General features: G+C 72.8%; 15 protein-coding genes and 1 pseudogene. 7 read left to right on the forward strand and 9 right to left on the reverse strand.

Annotation, left to right across the window (positions count from 1 at the left end; all coding sequences use genetic code 11):
* Positions 1-153 precede the first annotated feature (153 nt).
* Positions 154-1,875, forward strand: a complete 1,722-nt coding sequence (locus AC0665_RS11620) for a LuxR family transcriptional regulator AbsR2 (RefSeq protein ID WP_478704896.1) — start codon at positions 154-156, stop codon at positions 1,873-1,875.
* Between the two features lie 58 nt (positions 1,876-1,933).
* Here the strand turns inward: AC0665_RS11620 and AC0665_RS11625 are convergent, their stop codons facing one another.
* Complete coding sequence (locus tag AC0665_RS11625; RefSeq protein WP_478704897.1) at positions 1,934-4,540, reverse strand: CHAT domain-containing protein; 2,607 nt, start codon at positions 4,538-4,540, stop codon at positions 1,934-1,936.
* A gap of 131 nt (positions 4,541-4,671) precedes the next feature.
* Here AC0665_RS11625 and AC0665_RS11630 point away from each other — a divergent pair, with 131 nt between their 5' ends.
* The 3 genes from AC0665_RS11630 (at position 4,672) to AC0665_RS11640 (ending at position 7,315) form a co-directional block, all read left to right on the forward strand.
* Complete coding sequence (locus AC0665_RS11630) at positions 4,672-6,102, forward strand: S8/S53 family peptidase (RefSeq protein ID WP_478704898.1); 1,431 nt, start codon at positions 4,672-4,674, stop codon at positions 6,100-6,102.
* A gap of 62 nt (positions 6,103-6,164) precedes the next feature.
* A complete protein-coding gene (locus AC0665_RS11635; protein ID WP_478704899.1) occupies positions 6,165-6,740 on the forward strand; it encodes an RNA polymerase sigma factor in 576 nt (191 codons plus the stop codon).
* Between the two features lie 5 nt (positions 6,741-6,745).
* Positions 6,746-7,315, forward strand: coding sequence for a hypothetical protein (locus AC0665_RS11640; RefSeq protein WP_478605899.1), 570 nt, complete (start codon positions 6,746-6,748; stop codon positions 7,313-7,315).
* On the opposite strand, the gene AC0665_RS11645 is transcribed toward AC0665_RS11640, so the two are convergent.
* From AC0665_RS11645 to AC0665_RS11680, 8 genes are all read right to left on the reverse strand, one after another.
* Entirely contained in the window at positions 7,312-7,590 is a 279-nt protein-coding gene (locus tag AC0665_RS11645; protein ID WP_478605897.1) for a hypothetical protein, read from the reverse strand. The two genes, AC0665_RS11640 and AC0665_RS11645, sit on opposite strands and share 4 nt — an antisense overlap.
* A 55-nt stretch (positions 7,591-7,645) precedes the next feature.
* Positions 7,646-7,906 carry an STAS domain-containing protein gene (locus AC0665_RS11650; protein WP_478705035.1) on the reverse strand — a complete coding sequence of 87 codons (261 nt, stop codon included), beginning with the start codon at positions 7,904-7,906 and terminating at the stop codon, positions 7,646-7,648.
* A complete protein-coding gene (locus AC0665_RS11655) occupies positions 7,873-8,016 on the reverse strand; it encodes a hypothetical protein (RefSeq protein ID WP_478605895.1) in 144 nt (47 codons plus the stop codon). The genes AC0665_RS11650 and AC0665_RS11655 overlap by 34 nt, the downstream gene beginning before the upstream one ends.
* Before the next feature lie 3 nt (positions 8,017-8,019).
* The gene (locus AC0665_RS11660) at positions 8,020-8,412 is read right to left on the reverse strand and encodes a SpoIIE family protein phosphatase (RefSeq protein ID WP_478704900.1); all 393 of its coding nucleotides are present in this window, start codon (positions 8,410-8,412) and stop codon (positions 8,020-8,022) included.
* Between the two features lie 7 nt (positions 8,413-8,419).
* Complete coding sequence (locus tag AC0665_RS11665; RefSeq protein ID WP_478606269.1) at positions 8,420-9,307, reverse strand: PP2C family protein-serine/threonine phosphatase; 888 nt, start codon at positions 9,305-9,307, stop codon at positions 8,420-8,422.
* Between the two features lie 385 nt (positions 9,308-9,692).
* Positions 9,693-10,967 carry a glycosyltransferase gene (locus AC0665_RS11670; RefSeq protein WP_478605890.1) on the reverse strand — a complete coding sequence of 425 codons (1,275 nt, stop codon included), beginning with the start codon at positions 10,965-10,967 and terminating at the stop codon, positions 9,693-9,695.
* On the reverse strand, positions 10,964-11,608 hold the full coding sequence (locus AC0665_RS11675) for a tetratricopeptide repeat protein (protein WP_478605887.1): 645 nt from the start codon (positions 11,606-11,608) through the stop codon (positions 10,964-10,966). The genes AC0665_RS11670 and AC0665_RS11675 overlap by 4 nt, the downstream gene beginning before the upstream one ends.
* A gap of 149 nt (positions 11,609-11,757) precedes the next feature.
* On the reverse strand, positions 11,758-11,925 hold the full coding sequence (locus AC0665_RS11680; RefSeq protein WP_478704901.1) for a hypothetical protein: 168 nt from the start codon (positions 11,923-11,925) through the stop codon (positions 11,758-11,760).
* Between the two features lie 75 nt (positions 11,926-12,000).
* On the opposite strand from AC0665_RS11680, the gene AC0665_RS11685 reads away from it, so the two are divergent.
* The 3 genes and pseudogenes from AC0665_RS11685 to AC0665_RS11695 all read left to right on the forward strand — a co-directional run.
* Positions 12,001-13,311: a hypothetical protein gene (locus tag AC0665_RS11685; protein WP_478704902.1), complete on the forward strand. Its 1,311-nt coding sequence runs from the start codon at positions 12,001-12,003 to the stop codon at positions 13,309-13,311.
* Positions 13,312-13,352: 41 nt separating this feature from the next.
* Positions 13,353-13,982 carry a hypothetical protein gene (locus AC0665_RS11690; protein WP_478704903.1) on the forward strand — a complete coding sequence of 210 codons (630 nt, stop codon included), beginning with the start codon at positions 13,353-13,355 and terminating at the stop codon, positions 13,980-13,982.
* 186 nt (positions 13,983-14,168) lie between these two features.
* Positions 14,169-15,014 (forward strand): annotated as a pseudogene (locus tag AC0665_RS11695) (hypothetical protein); the annotation flags it as partial.

A 15,014-nucleotide genomic window follows, 5' to 3' on the forward strand; every position in this document is an offset into this window, starting at 1 on the left:
ACCCACCCCCATGGGCGACGTCCTCGACCGCTCCCCCGGTGCCGGACTGTGGCTCAGGTCGAGCCTGCCTCGCGACCCGCCCGCGACGCCTGAGTCGGGGACTACTCAAGTCACCCTGTATCAGAAGTGAGCAGCCGCGCTCATGTCTGTGTGATGACCTACGAGAGGAACGCGACGACGCTGGAGCTGCCCTGGCCGTTCGCCGGGCGGGAGGACGAACTGGAGCTGGTGCGACGGTCGGTGACCGGTGTACGGCGCGGCATCGTGGTGACGGGCCCGGCCGGGTGCGGCAAGACCCGCCTCGCCGCCGAGGCCGTCCGCGGCACCGACTGCGCCCGCGCGGCCGGCACACTCGAGAGCCGGGCCATCCCCTTCGCCGCGTTCGCCCATCTGCTGCCCGAGCCGGTCACGCTGCACCGCGCGGTCCGGGCGCTGTCCGGCGTCCGCACGCTGCTCGTGGACGACGCGCACCTCCTCGACGACGCCTCCGCCGCCCTGGTCCACCAACTCGCCGTGCACGGACGCACCCGGCTGCTGGTCGTCGTCACCGACGGCAGCCCGGTGCCCGGCGCGATCGCCCGGCTGTGGACGGGCGAACTCCTGCCGCGCCTCGCGCTGGAGCCCCTGCCCGAGGAGGAGGCCGGACGGCTGCTCACGGCCGCCGCCGGCCCTCTCGACGCACTCACCGTCAACCGTCTGCGCGGCCTGAGCCAGGGCGATCTGCGGCTGCTGCGCGATCTGCTCGCGGCGGTGCGCGGACTGCTCACACCCGTCCCCTGCACCGATGAACGGGCCTGGCGGGGCCCGCTGCCGCTCACCCCGGCCGTGCGGGAGCGCACCGCCGCCGTCCTCGGCCGGGACCACCCGCTCGAACGGGAGACCCTCGACCGCCTCGCCTTCACCGAACCCCTGCCCCCGGACCCGGACGACCTGGACCTCGGCGCCCTCGAAGCCCTGGAGACCGACGGCCTGGTCGAGGTCGACGAGCACGGCGCCGTCCGCCTCGCCCACCCCCTGTACGGGCCGGTGCTCCGGGCTTCGGCGGGCCGGCTGCGGGCACGGCGGCTGGGCCGGGCCCCGGGCGCCCACGCCGCCGCCCTGGACGCCGAGTCGGATGCGCTGGCCCACCGGATCGACCAGGACGACGTACGGGCGGTGCCCACGCCGGTGGGGGACTGGCTGGTCGCCGAGGGCGGCCCGGTGCCGGGCGGCCACGCCGCCGTGCGCGCCCGGTTCGCGCGGCTGCGCGGGGAGGTGCGGGACGCGGCGGCCTGGGCGCGGGAAGGCCTGCGGGGCGAACCCGGGAACGCGGCCTGCCGGGCGGAACTCGCCCGCGTCGCGGCGACCGTGGACCCGCCGCGAGAGCCGGACCCGGCAGCCCTCACCGACCCCTACGACGCCGTCCGGGCCGGCACCCCCGAAAAGGTCATCGACCGGCTCGGCGGCGTCTTCGCCCGGCACGCCGACGCCCTCACCCGCGCCGACGGACCGGACCTGGACGAGGTGGCCGGGGAACTGGAGCGGCGCGGCTTCCTGCTCTTCGCCGCCGAGGCGCACGCCCAGGCCGCGGGCGTCCACCGCGACCCGCGCGCCGCCCGGCACTCCCGCACCCGGGCCGTCGCGCTCGCCCGGCGCTGCCAGGGCGCCCGCACCCCCGCCCTGTCCGGGCTGTTCCTCGGTGAACTCACCGCCCGGCAGCGGCAGATCGTCACCCTCGCCGCGGCCGGACTGACCAACCGGCAGATCGCCGAACGCCTCACCCTGTCGATCCGCACCGTCGGCAACCACCTGTACAGCGCCTACGCCCGGCTCGGCGCGAACGACCGCGGCGCCCTGCCGTGGCCGGACCGGACACAGGAGGCCCAACCGGCCTAGGCCGTGTCCGACCTGTCCGGCACCCAGGACCGGCGGCCTGACCCGAACAGGGGACGGGTCAGGCCGCCCCGAACGCCGAGAACGCCCAGCCCGTCGCCTGGTGCAGCGCGTCGCCCGGCAGCGCGGCCCGGGCGTCGCGCAGCGCCTCCGCCAGGGACAGGCCGGCGTCCAGGCCCTTGTGCAGCGCGAGCATCAGCGGCACCACCGCGGCGTCGTTGACGGGCGCGCTGCACGCCACCACCCCGGCCGTGCCGAGCGGCAGCAACGCCGTGACCAGGCCCAGCAGTTCGTCGGCGCCGACGGAGGCGAGCCGGGCGGTGTCGCAGCAGGACAGGATGATCCGGTACGGGCTGCGCTCCAGCCGCTCGAAGTCGTGCACGACGATCGGCCCGTCGGCCATCCGCAGGGAGGAGAACAGCGGGCTGTCCGCACGGAACGTGCCGTGCGCGGCGATGTGCGCCAGCGCCGCCCCGTCCAGCTCCTCCAGCACCCGCGGCACCCGCGCCTCGTCGTCCTCCAGGACGGTGGCGCAGCCGTACCTGTCGGCCAGCTCGGGCACCTCGGCGCCACCGGTGGCCAGCCCCGGGCCGCGCACCAGCACATGGCAGCCGTCAGGCGGCGGCGCCGTCTCCCGGGCCCGCAGCCAGCTGCCCGCCGACGGCGACACACTGAGCACCCGCTCCCGCAGCGACGGCAGCAGCGCCCACGGCACCCGGTGCAGCCGCCCCGGCGGCACGATCACCACCGGCCCGCCCCCCAGGTGCGCCGCGGCCCGTCCGAGGAGCAGCTCCTCCAGCCGCCGTCCCGCCGCCTCCACCACCGGAAGCCGGGCATCCGCCCCGGGGTGGGCCAGCCGCCGCAGCCCCGCCTGCACGTGCTCGGCCTCCGTCTCGGCCTCGGCGAGCAGCCCCGCCTCGAACCGGCGCACCCGCCCCCGCCCGCACAGCAGCACCTGCACCCGCCCGTCCCGCACGACGAGTTCCACCAGCAGCACCTCGTCACCCAGCCGCTGAAGCAGCCGGCCGACGTCGAACCGGTCACCGCCCCCGGGCGCCTCACCCCGTATGTGCAGCGTCCGGGAGCGGATCTGCCGCTCCAGGCGCCGCTGTTCACGCTCCAGCGCCACAACCGGCCGGCCGTCCATCCGGGCGGCCTCAGCACGGGAGGCGATCTCCCGGAACGCGGTCATGCCGCTGAGCAACTCCGGATCGGCGGGCGGCCGGGTCGGCGGGGTGGACAGCACGGTGGCCCGCCAGCGCTCGCTCCACACCAGCAACCGCCGCGGCCCGCCGGAGACCAGACTGGCCCGCTGCGCCAACGCCGCCAGTTCGGCGCCCTGTTCGGTGGCGCGGGCCCTGAGCTCCGAGGCACCCAGCGTCATCCGGTGGTCGTCCAGGACGTCCAGGCCACGCCGGCAGGCCTCCAGCACGCCCCGGGCCGAGCCCGCGGCCCGCGCGCGCAGGGCCTGCGCCGCCCAGCCCGTCATCCGCGCCAGGGGCGGACCGCCGCGCCGGCTGCGCGCGGCCACGGCCAGGTGCCGCTCCGCCTCGGCCGTCCAGCCCAGGCCCAGCGCGATCCGGCCCGCGAGCAGCGCCGCCTCCGGCGCGGCCGGAGCACCGAACGCCGCCAGCTTCCCGGCCACCGCGGCGGCGTCGGCGACCAGCCGCCCCGAGCCGCGCCCGGCCGCGTGCCGCGCCTCGATCAGCACCAGCCGGGCATGCGTCTCCCACCAGGTGCGCCGCTGCCCGGCGAACAGCCGTACCGCTGCCGCCGCGCGGGCGATCGCCGTGTGCGGATCGCCCGCCAGCCGGGCGGCCCGCGCCGCGGTCAGCAGCAGCTCCGCCTTGCGGGTGGACTGCCCGCCGATCCCCTCCAGCCTGCCGATCGCCGCGTCCGCCTCGGCCAGCGCCTCGGGGGCCAGACCCGCCGCCATCAGCACCTCGCAGCGCCGGATGTTCAGCATGAACGTCGGTGTGCCGAGCCGGGCGTACCGCTCCTCCGCCTCGTCCAGCAGCCGCAGCGCCGCCGGGACGTTCCCGGACCGGAACGCGGCCAGACCCCGGCTCTCCACCGCGTCGGCCTTGTCGTGCTCCTGCCCTGTGGTGTCCCACAGCGCCTCGGCGGCGGTGAAGTCCGCCTCGGCCCGCTCCACCGCGCCCAGCGCCAGATGCACGGTGGCGCGCAGGGTCAGCGCCCGCGCCGTCCAGATCACGTCGTCCGCCTGCCGCAGCACGGGCACCGCCCGGCGCACGTCCTCCAGCGCCTCGCGGTGGTGACCGAGCACCCACCACACGTACGCCCGCCGGTACAGCACCCGGGCCCTGGTGTGCCCCGCGCCCCGCGCGACGCCCCGCTCGAACGCCGCCAGGCCCTCCCGGGTGCGGCCCGCGTGCACCAGCGCCACGCCCAGCGTGGCCAGCACGTCCGCCTCCCGGTCGGCCGAGTCCGCGCGCGCCGCGCACGCCCGGGCCCGCCGCAGATGGTGCAGCGCCAGCCGCAGATCGCCGAAGTCCCGCTGCCAGATGCCGATCACCTGGTGCGCGACGGAGGCCTCGATCGGGGACGGACCGGCGTCGAGCAGCGCCCGGGCCCTCGCGAGGGCCTCGCCCGGGTCGGCGAACACCATCGGCAGCAGTTCCGTCACCGAGTCGCTTCCCGCCGTCACGCCTCGGATGGTAGTGCTCCCGGAGCGCGCCCCACAGGTGCCGACCTGTATCAAGGGACGGCGCGGCGCCTCTTGTTGACGACCGCTCCGCGGCACCGGCCGACGCCGTCGCACCAACGGGAGGACCCGCCATGGCACCTCAGCGATTCCACGAGCAGTTCGAGCAGGTCCAGCGCTCGATGCCGGACGTCCCCCTCGCGATGGGCCCGGACGACTCGGCGGAGTTCATGTACGAGAAGGGCGTGGTCCTCGTCCGCGACGGTGAGGAGGCCCGGATCGTCGAGGACACGGTCCGGGCGCACTTCACGGCGGCACCCGACCTCGACCAGGAGCAGGTCCGCCGCGCGGGACCGCAGACCAACCGCAGCGGCATCACCCGTATCCGCGTCGGCGACCCCGGCGAAGGGGGCAGGGACGCCGACCGGACGGTCGCACACGCCCTGCGCTCGGTACGCGAGCACGAGTCCCGGGCCGGGCGCCGGATGGTCGCCCGCAACCACGTCGTGCACATCGCGGTCAACGCCTGCCCCGGCGACGAACCCGTCCCGGTTCCGCTCGGCGAGCCACCCAACCCGGCCGCCGCCGGCACGCCCCACGACCCGGACACCGCCGTCGGCGTCCTCGTCGTGGACACCGGCCTCATGCACGATTACCGCTCCTGCGGCCTGCTCGCCCACACCGACGGCGACGCCCAGCTCCAGGAGTGCGACGACCGGGGCATCCTCCAGCAGTACGTCGGACACGGCACGTTCATCGCCGGGCTGGTCGCCGCCGTCGCCCCCAACACCGACATCACCGTGCGCGGCACCCTCAACGACGCCGGCGCCATCCTGGAATCGGAGTTCGGCGAGAAGCTCTTCGAGGCCGTCGACGCAGGCGGCTGGCCCGACGTCCTCAGCCTGTCCGCCGGCACCTCCAACGACCGCACCGACGGACTGCTCGGCGTCGAGACCTTCATGCGGGAACTGCGCGAGCAGCGCACCCTGCTGGTCGCCGCCGCGGGCAACAACGCCGGCGCCTCGCCGTTCTGGCCCGCCGCCTACGCGGCTCTGCCCGGCTGGGAGGACTCCGTGCTGTCGGTCGGCGCCCTGCGCAGCGACGGCGAGTACGGCGCCTGCTTCACCAACCACGGCCCGTGGGTGAAGGTCTACGCCCCCGGCGAGCGCCTCACCAGCGCCCTCACCGGCTTCGACTCGCCCGTCCCGTACGTGTACCAGCACTCCACGTACGACGCCTGCCGCTACGGCTTCTCCTACGGCTGCACCTGCCGGCACCCCCGTCACAGCGGTGTGCTCAGCGACGACGGCGACGCGGCCAAGCCGGACCAGGTGATGTTCGAGGGGTACGCGCAGTGGAGCGGCACCTCCTTCGCCGCCCCGGTGACCGCCGGTCTGGTCGCCGCCCACATGACGGCGCACAAGGAGACCGACCCGCGCGCTGCCGGGCGTCAACTCCTCGACTCCGAGGCCGGGTTCGCCGAAGTGCGCGGCTCAAGCGTCCCGGCGCTGCGTCCGCCCACCTGGCGCCCGGTTCCGGTCGTGCGCCTCGGCCCCGGACTGTGAGGACCGGAGCCGCCCCCTCCACGGCGTACGATGACGTGCCGTACCGGAGGGGTGGGGCCGCTGTGGACCGTAGTGATGCCGGCGCGCTCGTCCAGGCAGCCGCCGACGGTGACGCGGCGGCCTGGAAGGCGCTCGTGGAAGGGCTGAGCCCCTTGGTGTGGTCGGTCGTCCGGGCCCACCGGCTCTCCGACGCCGACGCCCACGAGGTGTACCAGACGGCCTGGTTCCGGTTCGCCCAGCACCTCGGGCGGATCCGTGAGCCCGGCAAGGCGGGCGCGTGGCTGGCGAGCACCGCGCGCCACGAATGCCTCAAGGTCATCAGGAACTCCCAGCGGCTGACCCTGACGGACGACCCGCGACTCCTGGACCGGGTCAGCGAGCACGGCACGCCGGAACAGTCGCTGCTCGATTCGGAGGAGGCCGCCGCGCAGAGCGAACGCGTACGGCGGCTGTGGCAGGAGTTCGAGGAACTGGGCGAGCGGTGCAGGCAGTTGCTGCGGGTGCTGATGGCCACGCCGCCGCCCAGCTACCAGGACGTGTCCGCCGCGCTGGGGATCGCGGTGGGCAGCATCGGACCGCTGCGCCAGCGCTGTCTGCGGCGCCTGCGGGCCCGGCTCGAGGCACGGGGGGCGATGTGAGCGGCATGCACGACGACGGCCTGCACGACGACGGCCGGCACGACGACGATCTGGGTGGCGACGGCCTGCGCGACGACAATCCGGGTGCCGACGGCCTGCACGACGGCGATCTGTTCGGCGAAGGGATGCCGGGGGACGAGGAGTTCGCCGCGGGGCTGCTGGAGGAGGAGTTGCGGCAGGCCGCCGCCGTCCTCGACCCGGTGCCGGCGGAGCTCCGGCAGATCGCCGTCGACGCCTACGCGCTGCGCGATCTCGACGCGCGCGTGGCCGAGCTGACCTTCGACTCGCTGGTCGACGCCCTCCCGGTCCGGGGCGCCGTCGACGTGCCCCGGATGCTGACCTTCCAGGCGGGGGAGGTGACCGTGGACGTGGAGGTGACCGCGCAGGGGCTGATGGGGCAGGTGCTGCCGCCGCAGCAGGTCCGGATCGAGATCCTCGGAGGAGTGCGGACCGGCTCCCCGCTCACCTCCGACCACCTGGGCCGCTTCACGGGTGACGTGCCGGTGTCCGGCCCCTTCGCCCTCAGGCTGCGGACCGGCGGGGACGTGGTGGTCACGGAGTGGCTGCGGGCCTAGTGTCCTGGACCGGAGATCCTGTCGCAGTGGCGGCAGATGCGGTCGATGATCTGATCCGCAGTTTTGGTCCACTTGAAGGGCCGGGCCTGTTCGTTCCAGCCCTTGGTCCAGTCCTCGAGTGCGGTCTTCAGCTCGTCGAGTGAGCAGAACACGCCGCGTTCGAGGCAGCGCCGTTCCAGTTCAGCGAACCATCGCTCGATCTGGTTGATCCAGGACGAGTGGGTCGTGGTGACGTGCGGCTCGAACCGGGGACGCGCCAGAAGCCACTTGTGCACGACCGGCGCCTTGTGGGCCGAGAGGAGGGGCGGTGTGGCCGCTGGATCGGCCGGGTCAGGCGGGCTCGGGCGTGGTAGGGAGGCGGGCGTTCATCGCGGCCTCGAGGCTGGGGTAGGAGGGCATGAGGGTGCTCAGGCCGGTGAGATCGAGCATCCGCAGCAGGCGGTCGGGGACCGCGGCCAGGGTCAGCGATCCGTTTGCGGCCATCGCGCAGCGCATGATGCCGATCAGGGCGTTGAAGCCGGAGGAGTCCCAGAAGGTGATCCCGGTCAGGTCCAGGATCAGGTGCGGGTGTCCTTGGGCGATGACGGCCAGTGCTTCTTTGCCAAGGCGGGAGCGGTCTGTGTGTCGATCTCTCCGCCGACGGAGAGCGCCGCCAGGTGTCCGTCGATGTGGGTGGTGGTGAGGGTGAGGTCGTCGGTCACGGGTCAGCGCTCCTGGTCGGCGCGGGTGGCGCCGGCGAGGGGCCTTGCCAGGGTGCGGGCCGTCGATGCGGCAACCGTCTGCTCAATGGCCGGTGCCAGGGGCACGGACAGCGCGAGTAGGGCGACGTCGTCACCGGGACCGGTGGGCAGGTCGGTGATGAGGGCGATGGTGTCCTCGATCAGGCGGCCGGCGTCCGGGGTGGTGCGGGCGGTGAGGAAGGCGGCCACGCCTTCCTCACCCAGCATGGTCCCGTCCGGCAGGCGGCCCTCGGTGAGCCCGTCGGTGTAGAGGAGGCCCTGGCCCGGGGCGAGGTGGAAGGTGTGGGCGGCGAACCGGGCGCCTTCCAGTGCCCCCACGAGCATGCCGCCCTTGGGGCGTACCCCGGTCACCATCATCGCGCCGTCATCCCCGTGCTGTATGTGGAAGGCGGGGGGACGAACCTCCCGTGGCCACGCTCACGGTGAAACCGCCGCCCGGGGCGGGCTGCAGGGTGCCGAAGACACAGGTGCAGAACCGGCTGCCCATCGACGGATCGAGCAGCAGGGCGCCGTTGAGGGCGTCGAGGACTTCCGTGGGATCGTCGTGGTGCTGGGCGGCTGCGCGCAGGGTGTAGCGGGTCAGCGAGGTGACGGCGGCGGCTTCGGCGCCCTTGCCGCACACGTCCCCGAGGAAGAACGCCCAGCGCTGTCCGCCCAGGGAGAAGACGTCGTAGAAGTCACCGCCGACGTCCCGGGGCGAGTCGGTCTGGTAGTGGCAGGCCAGCTCCAGCCCCGGAACCGGCGGCAGCGCGGGAGGCAGCAGGGTGCGCTGGAGGGTGGTGGCGAACGCGGTGATCGCCTCCGTGTCCCGCTCGGCCCGCGTCCGCGCCTCCTCCTCCGCCTTGCGGCGTTCCTGTTCCTCGCGCAGCAGCCGCAGACCCGAAAGTCGCAGCTCCATGGCGTCCAGGACCACTGCGGCCAGGTCGGCCAGGGTTTCGGTGTCGGCCTCGGTGATCAGACGCGGTTTGGTGTCCAGGATGTTGACCGTGCCCAGCCGGTGGCCGTCGGCGGTGATGATCGGCGCCGCCGCGTAGAACCGCACTCCCAAAGGACTCTCTACATGAACGCGCCAATATCCAGTAATCTTCACGACCCTGCTGGTCCGAATCCGAGCCAGGCGTCGACGTCGGCCTGGACGTACCTGCCCGCACGGCGGGTGAGTTCCTCGCGTAGGGCTTCGTCCCCATCGCGGGGCTCGCTCTGCTCCAGAGTGCCCTTGCCCCGGTTGAAGCTCGCTGTCACACCTGGGTATGCACGCCCGCCGGCACGTTCGCGCTTACGAACGGCTCGTCCAGCACTCGGAGTCATCGATCACCTGGGCCGCGATCACGCTCATGACCAGGGCGAATCACCCGCCGAACCTCTCGCAGAAGCGGACAGTCGGTCTCCCGCGAAGCGCAACGGGACTGATCAGTCGGTGTCGGCCCTCACCACCGTCCGAACGGTGTGACCGTGCTGACGAGGTGGGCCGCCGGTCTTCTCCGCGTACCCCTCCATCTCCAGGAGACGTGGCGCCCGCATCCAGACATGCCTTGCGTGTCGCGGAGATGCCCGAGTCGAGCCAGCGGTCGCCCCTTCGGTCGGACGAACCGAAGGGCGACCTCGCGTTCCCTGCACCCACCTCGTCGCTCAGGGCGTCACACAAGCAAGGGGCCGCCGCAGCGTTCGGCGCCGTCCTTCACCGCGATCAGATTGGCCTGCACATAGGAGATCTGGTTCCTGGAGTGCCAGTCGGTCGGGAAGTAGGTGACCACCCGTGAGCTCTGGAATCGGGCCTGGATCTCCGGTACGAAGGCGCGGTACTGGTTGTCGGTGTAGTACCAGAACGAGTTCTCGTTGTAGTAGGCGACATGCGTCGGGTCCTGGTAGGCGCCCCGGCCGTCGGAGCTGGGAGTGAGGGTGAGGAGCATGCCGCCCGGTGCCAGCAGGCGGTACAGCTCATTGATCAGTGGAACCTTCGCGGGCACGTGCTCCAGGAAGTCCACCGCCCTGAGCAGACCGACCGAGTCGTCCGGGAGGTCCAGGGGCGCGGGCAGTGTCGCAATGATGTCGACGCCGTCCCTTGCGTGCTGGTCCACTCCCAGGTAGCCGGGCGGCTTGCGGTGCGCGGCGCCGAGGTCCAGCGCGAGCAGCCCGCGCCGCTTGGTCCAGGCGAGCGCGTTGCTCTCGATGTATTTGTCGTACAAGGCGACGGTCTCGCGCTGGATGTGCGCGTTGATCTCGGTGTCGCGCTGGGTGTTGTCGGGGTGCATTCGTTGCATGTACAGGCATCGGGGGATGCGATGAAAGTCACCGGCCTGGAAGAGACGGCACATCAAGTCCTGGTCGTCCAGCACCGTGCGCGTGGCGTCGTACCCGCCGACCTGCTCGTACGTGTCCTTGCGGAACGCCCGCACGTGGTTGGGGGCGTACCAGATGTACGAGACGTTGTGCGGTGTCGGTGCCATGGAGATGGCTTGCAGGAGGCGGCGACCGTCGACGTCCACCTCCTCGTACTGCCAGCCGTGCGCTTCGTTGAACCGTGTGTCGTCCCGGTTTCCGTCCTCGGTGATCTGAGCGGTGTGGCTGTAGACGAAGACGACGTCGGGATGCTCGTCGAAGGCCTTCGCCAGTTCCGCCAGGCAGTCCTTGGCCAGCAGGTCGTCGTGGTCGAGCTCGACGAGGATCTCGCCGCGTGCCAGTTCGCAGGCACGGCGTTTGGCGGCTCCCACCCCGCGGATGTCGTCCGCGACCTCCAGCCGGACACGGTCGTCAGGGCGTTCCGGCCGCCATCGCGCGCCGTTGTTGAGGAGGACGATCCACTCCCAGTCGGAGCAGGTCTGCGCTTGCAGGGTCGCGAGGCATTCGTCCAGGAAACGCGGCCGGTGGCTGGGGGTGAAGACGGAGAACCTCGGGGTCGGGGAAGAAGTCATTCGGTGGTACCTACCTGAGTGGCTGTCAGTGCTGCGCTCGCGGAATCCCGGAATTCCTCCGGGACGGACTGTAGAAGCGATGGGTCGGCGCGTAGGGCGAGGCGGAAGGCGTCCTCGGCCTCTTCGTCCCGGCCCTTCTTCGCCAGGGCCTGTCCAAGGTGCAGATGGGCCGTGGCGGCCTTGGGTTCGGCGCCCACGATGCGCCGCAGGATCACGATCGCCTGGTCGGTGTGGGTCGACTCGATCAGGAGCGCCTTGTTGTAGAGGGCCGATTCGAAATTCGGGTCGATCTTGAGGGCGTGGTCGTAAGCCTCGTACGCGTCGGCTGTCCTGTTGTCGTGCTGGGCGATGACGCCGAGGTTGTACCAGGCGAGTTTGCTGGCGGGGTTCACGTTCAGGGCCAGGACCTGTCGGAAGCTGTGCGTCGCTCCGGAGAAATCCTTGTTCTCGCCCTGCTTGATGCCCTCCTGGAGCAGTGCCTCCGCCCGGGCGGCACGCCTGGCCAGAGGTGATTCGGGCCCGGACGCCGTCACGGGAGTGGTCCTGCGGTCTCCTGCGAGCAGCTGGATGCAACCGGTCGCCGCATTGGCGACCACAACTGCCGCGGCGAGTCCGGTCCACAGTGCGATCCGCTTCTTCACAGCGGTCTACCCTGCCGATCCGGTAAGGCGACGGAGTCGGGCGGCATGAGCAAGCACCTTTGGCTGCGCGGACGATGTTTCCGGGGGCCGTCGCCCGGTGCGGCCGTGCGCGCCGACCGGCCGGGCAAGAGACTGAACGGCTGGGGGGTTCACGGCGCGCATACCGCGTAGACGGTGATGGTGCGTGCGTCGTCCGAGGTGGCCTGCCAGCCGGTAGCCGGAGAACCCCCGATAGGACGGCTGATGATCATCTCGGCGATGCCCAGCCCGTCGGCCTGGTAGCCGCCGCCGACGGCGAATTTGCCGGCGGGACACATGACAACGGCGTTGCCTGTGGAGCTGGTAGCCGTGACGACCGTGCTTTGCGCCCCGGAGCTCGTGCCCTGGAACCCTTGGGCGCCCTGGTTGCCTTGAGGGCCTTGCACACCGGGGCCCCCCTGGGTTCCCTGGGCACCGGCACCGCCCTGGAACCCCTGCGCGCCCTGCGGGCCGACGTTGCCTTGGCTGCCCTGCGCGCCGGCAGTGCCTTGGGTGCCTTGGGCCCCGGTACTCCCCTGGGCACCCTGCGCTCCGGTGCCGCCCTGGAAGCCCTGGCTGCCCTGAGTCCCCTGGCTGCCCTGGAACCCTTGTGCGCCGGGTCCGCCCTGGTTGCCCTGACTGCCCTGCGCGCCGGAACTGCCCTGCGCGCCCTGGGCGCCGGTAGTGCCTTGGGTGCCTTGGGCCCCGGTATTGCCCTGGGCACCCTGCGCTCCGGTGCCGCCCTGGAAGCCCTGGCTGCCCTGGGTCCCCTGACTGCCTTGCGCGCCTTGTGTGCCGGTGTCGCCCTGGAACCCTTGGCTGCCTTGGGCGCCTTGTGTGCCGGTGTCGCCCTGGAACCCTTGACTGCCCTGGACTCCGGCGTCGCCCTGGCTGCCCTGGCTGCCCTGCGGACCGGTGCCGCCCTGACTGCCCTGCGGGCCGACGTCGCCTTGGCTTCCCTGGACTCCGTCGCCGCCCTGGAACCCCTGGCTGCCCTGAGATCCCTGGCTGCCCTGGTCTCCTTGGGCGCCCGTGGCGCCCTGACTGCCCTGGCTGCCCTGGAACCCCTGAGTGCCGGGGCTGCCCTGACTACCCTGCGGCCCAGCTCCCGAACCACCCGGGCTGCCCTGCGCACCCTGGAAACCCTGCGGACCGATACCACCCTGAGCACCCTGGACACCGGGACCACCCTGGACACCGGGACCACCCTGGACACCGGGACCACCCTGGAAGCCCTGGCTGCCCGTGGCCCCCGGCGTACCCATGTCGCCCTGCGTCCCCTGACTTCCCTGACTGCCGGTACCGCCCTGACTTCCCTGCAGACCCTGGCTGCCGGTACCGCCCTGACTGCCCTGCGTGCCGGACTCGCCCTGGCTCCCCTGGGTTCCGCTTCCCTGGAACCCTTGCGCACCGGTGTCGCCCTGGAACCCCTGACTGCCCTGGGCTCCTTGCGCACCGGTGTCGCCCTGGAACCCCTGGCTGCCCTGTGTACCTTCGTCGCCTTGGCTGCCTTGGCTTCCCTGGGCTCCGGTACCGCCCTGGCTGCCCTGGGCCCCGGTATTGCCCTGGCTGCCCTGGCTGCCTTGCGGGCCGATATCACCTTGGGTGCCCTGGGCTCCGGTACCGCCCTGGCTGCCCGCGGGCCGGCACCACCTTGGGTGCCCTGGGCTCCGGCGTCGCCCTGACTGCCCTGGCTTCCCTGGGCTCCGGTACCGCCCTGGCTGCCTTGGGCCCCGGCATCGCCCTGGCTCCCCTGGAAACCCTGCGTCCCCATATCGCCCTGGCCGCCCTGGACTCCGGCGTCGCCCTGGCTGCCCTGGCTGCCCTGCGGACCGGTGCCGCCCTGACTGCCCTGCGGGCCGACGTCGCCTTGGCTTCCCTGGACTCCGGCGCCGCCCTGGAACCCCTGGCTGCCCTGGAACCCCTGGCTGCCCTGGGCCCCTTGCACACCGGTTTCGCCCTGGCTGCCCTGGCTGCCCTGGAACCCCTGAGTGCCGGGGCTGCCCTGGCTGCCCTGCGGCCCAGCTCCCGAACCACCCGGGCTGCCCTGTGCACCCTGGAAACCCTGCGGACCGATACCACCCTGAGCACCCTGGACACCGGGACCACCCTGGACACCGGGACCACCCTGGAAGCCCTGGCTGCCCGTGGCCCCCGGCGTACCCATGTCGCCCTGCGTCCCCTGACTTCCCTGACTGCCGGTACCGCCCTGACTTCCCTGGGCTCCGGTACCGCCCTCGCTGCCCTGGCTGCCCTGCGCCCCGGTACTGCCCTGGTTGCCCTGCGGCCCGAGACTGCCCTGGCTTCCCTGAGCTCCGGTGCCGCCATCGGTGCCCTGACTTCCCTGCGCTCCTGAACCGCCCTGGCTGCCCTGGCTGCCAGGACCGCCCTGGAACCCCTGGCTACCCTGCGTTCCCTCGCCGCCCTGGCTTCCCTGCGTTCCCGCGTCACCCTGGCTGCCCTGTGCGCCGGGACCACCCTGGCTTCCCTGGGCTCCGGTACCGCCCTCGCTGCCCTGGCTTCCCTGTGCTCCCGCGTCACCTTGACTGCCCTGCGCTCCTGGACCGCCCTGGCTGCCCTGGCTGCCGGCATCGCCCTGGCTGCCTTGACTGCCCTGCGGACCGACACCGCCCTGACTGCCCTGCGGGCCGACGTCGCCTTGGCTTCCCTGGACTCCGGCGCCGCCCTGGAACCCTTGGCTGCCCTGAGATCCCTGACTGCCCTGGTCTCCTTGGGCGCCCGTGGCGCCCTGGACTCCCTGGCTGCCTTGGCTGCCCTGGAACCCCTGAGTGCCGGGGCTGCCCTGACTGCCCTGGGGCCCAGCTCCCGAACCACCCGGGCTGCCCTGCGCACCCTGGAAACCCTGCGGACCGATACCGCCCTGAGCACCCTGGACGCCGGCGCCGCCCTGCACACCGGGGCCACCCTGGGTGCCCGGAGCGCCCTGCGATCCTGGTGTGCCGGTGTCGCCCTGAAACCCCTGGCCGCCTTGGCTTCCCTGGGTTCCGATCCCGCCTTGGTTGCCCTGACTTCCCTGGCTTCCAAGCCCGCCTTGACTGCCCTGCGGGCCCGCCCCGCCCTGGCTGCCCTGCGCCCCGGTACCGCCCTGGGCGCCTTCGCTGCCCTGAGCTCCGGCGCCCCCTTGGCTTCCCTGCGGGCCGGCGTCCCCCTGACTGCCCTGCGCCCCGAGACCGCCCTGACTGCCCTGAGCTCCCGTACCACCCTGGTTGCCCTGAGTGCCCTGCGGACCCGCCCCGCCCTGGCTGCCCTGCGCCCCGGTACCGCCCTGGGTGCCTTCGCTGCCCTGAGCTCCGGCGCCCCCTTGGCTTCCCTGCGGGCCGGCGTCCCCCTGACTGCCCTGCGCCCCGAGACCGCCCTGACTGCCCTG

The sequence above is a fragment of the Streptomyces sp. NPDC043685 genome, from assembly GCF_056436585.1.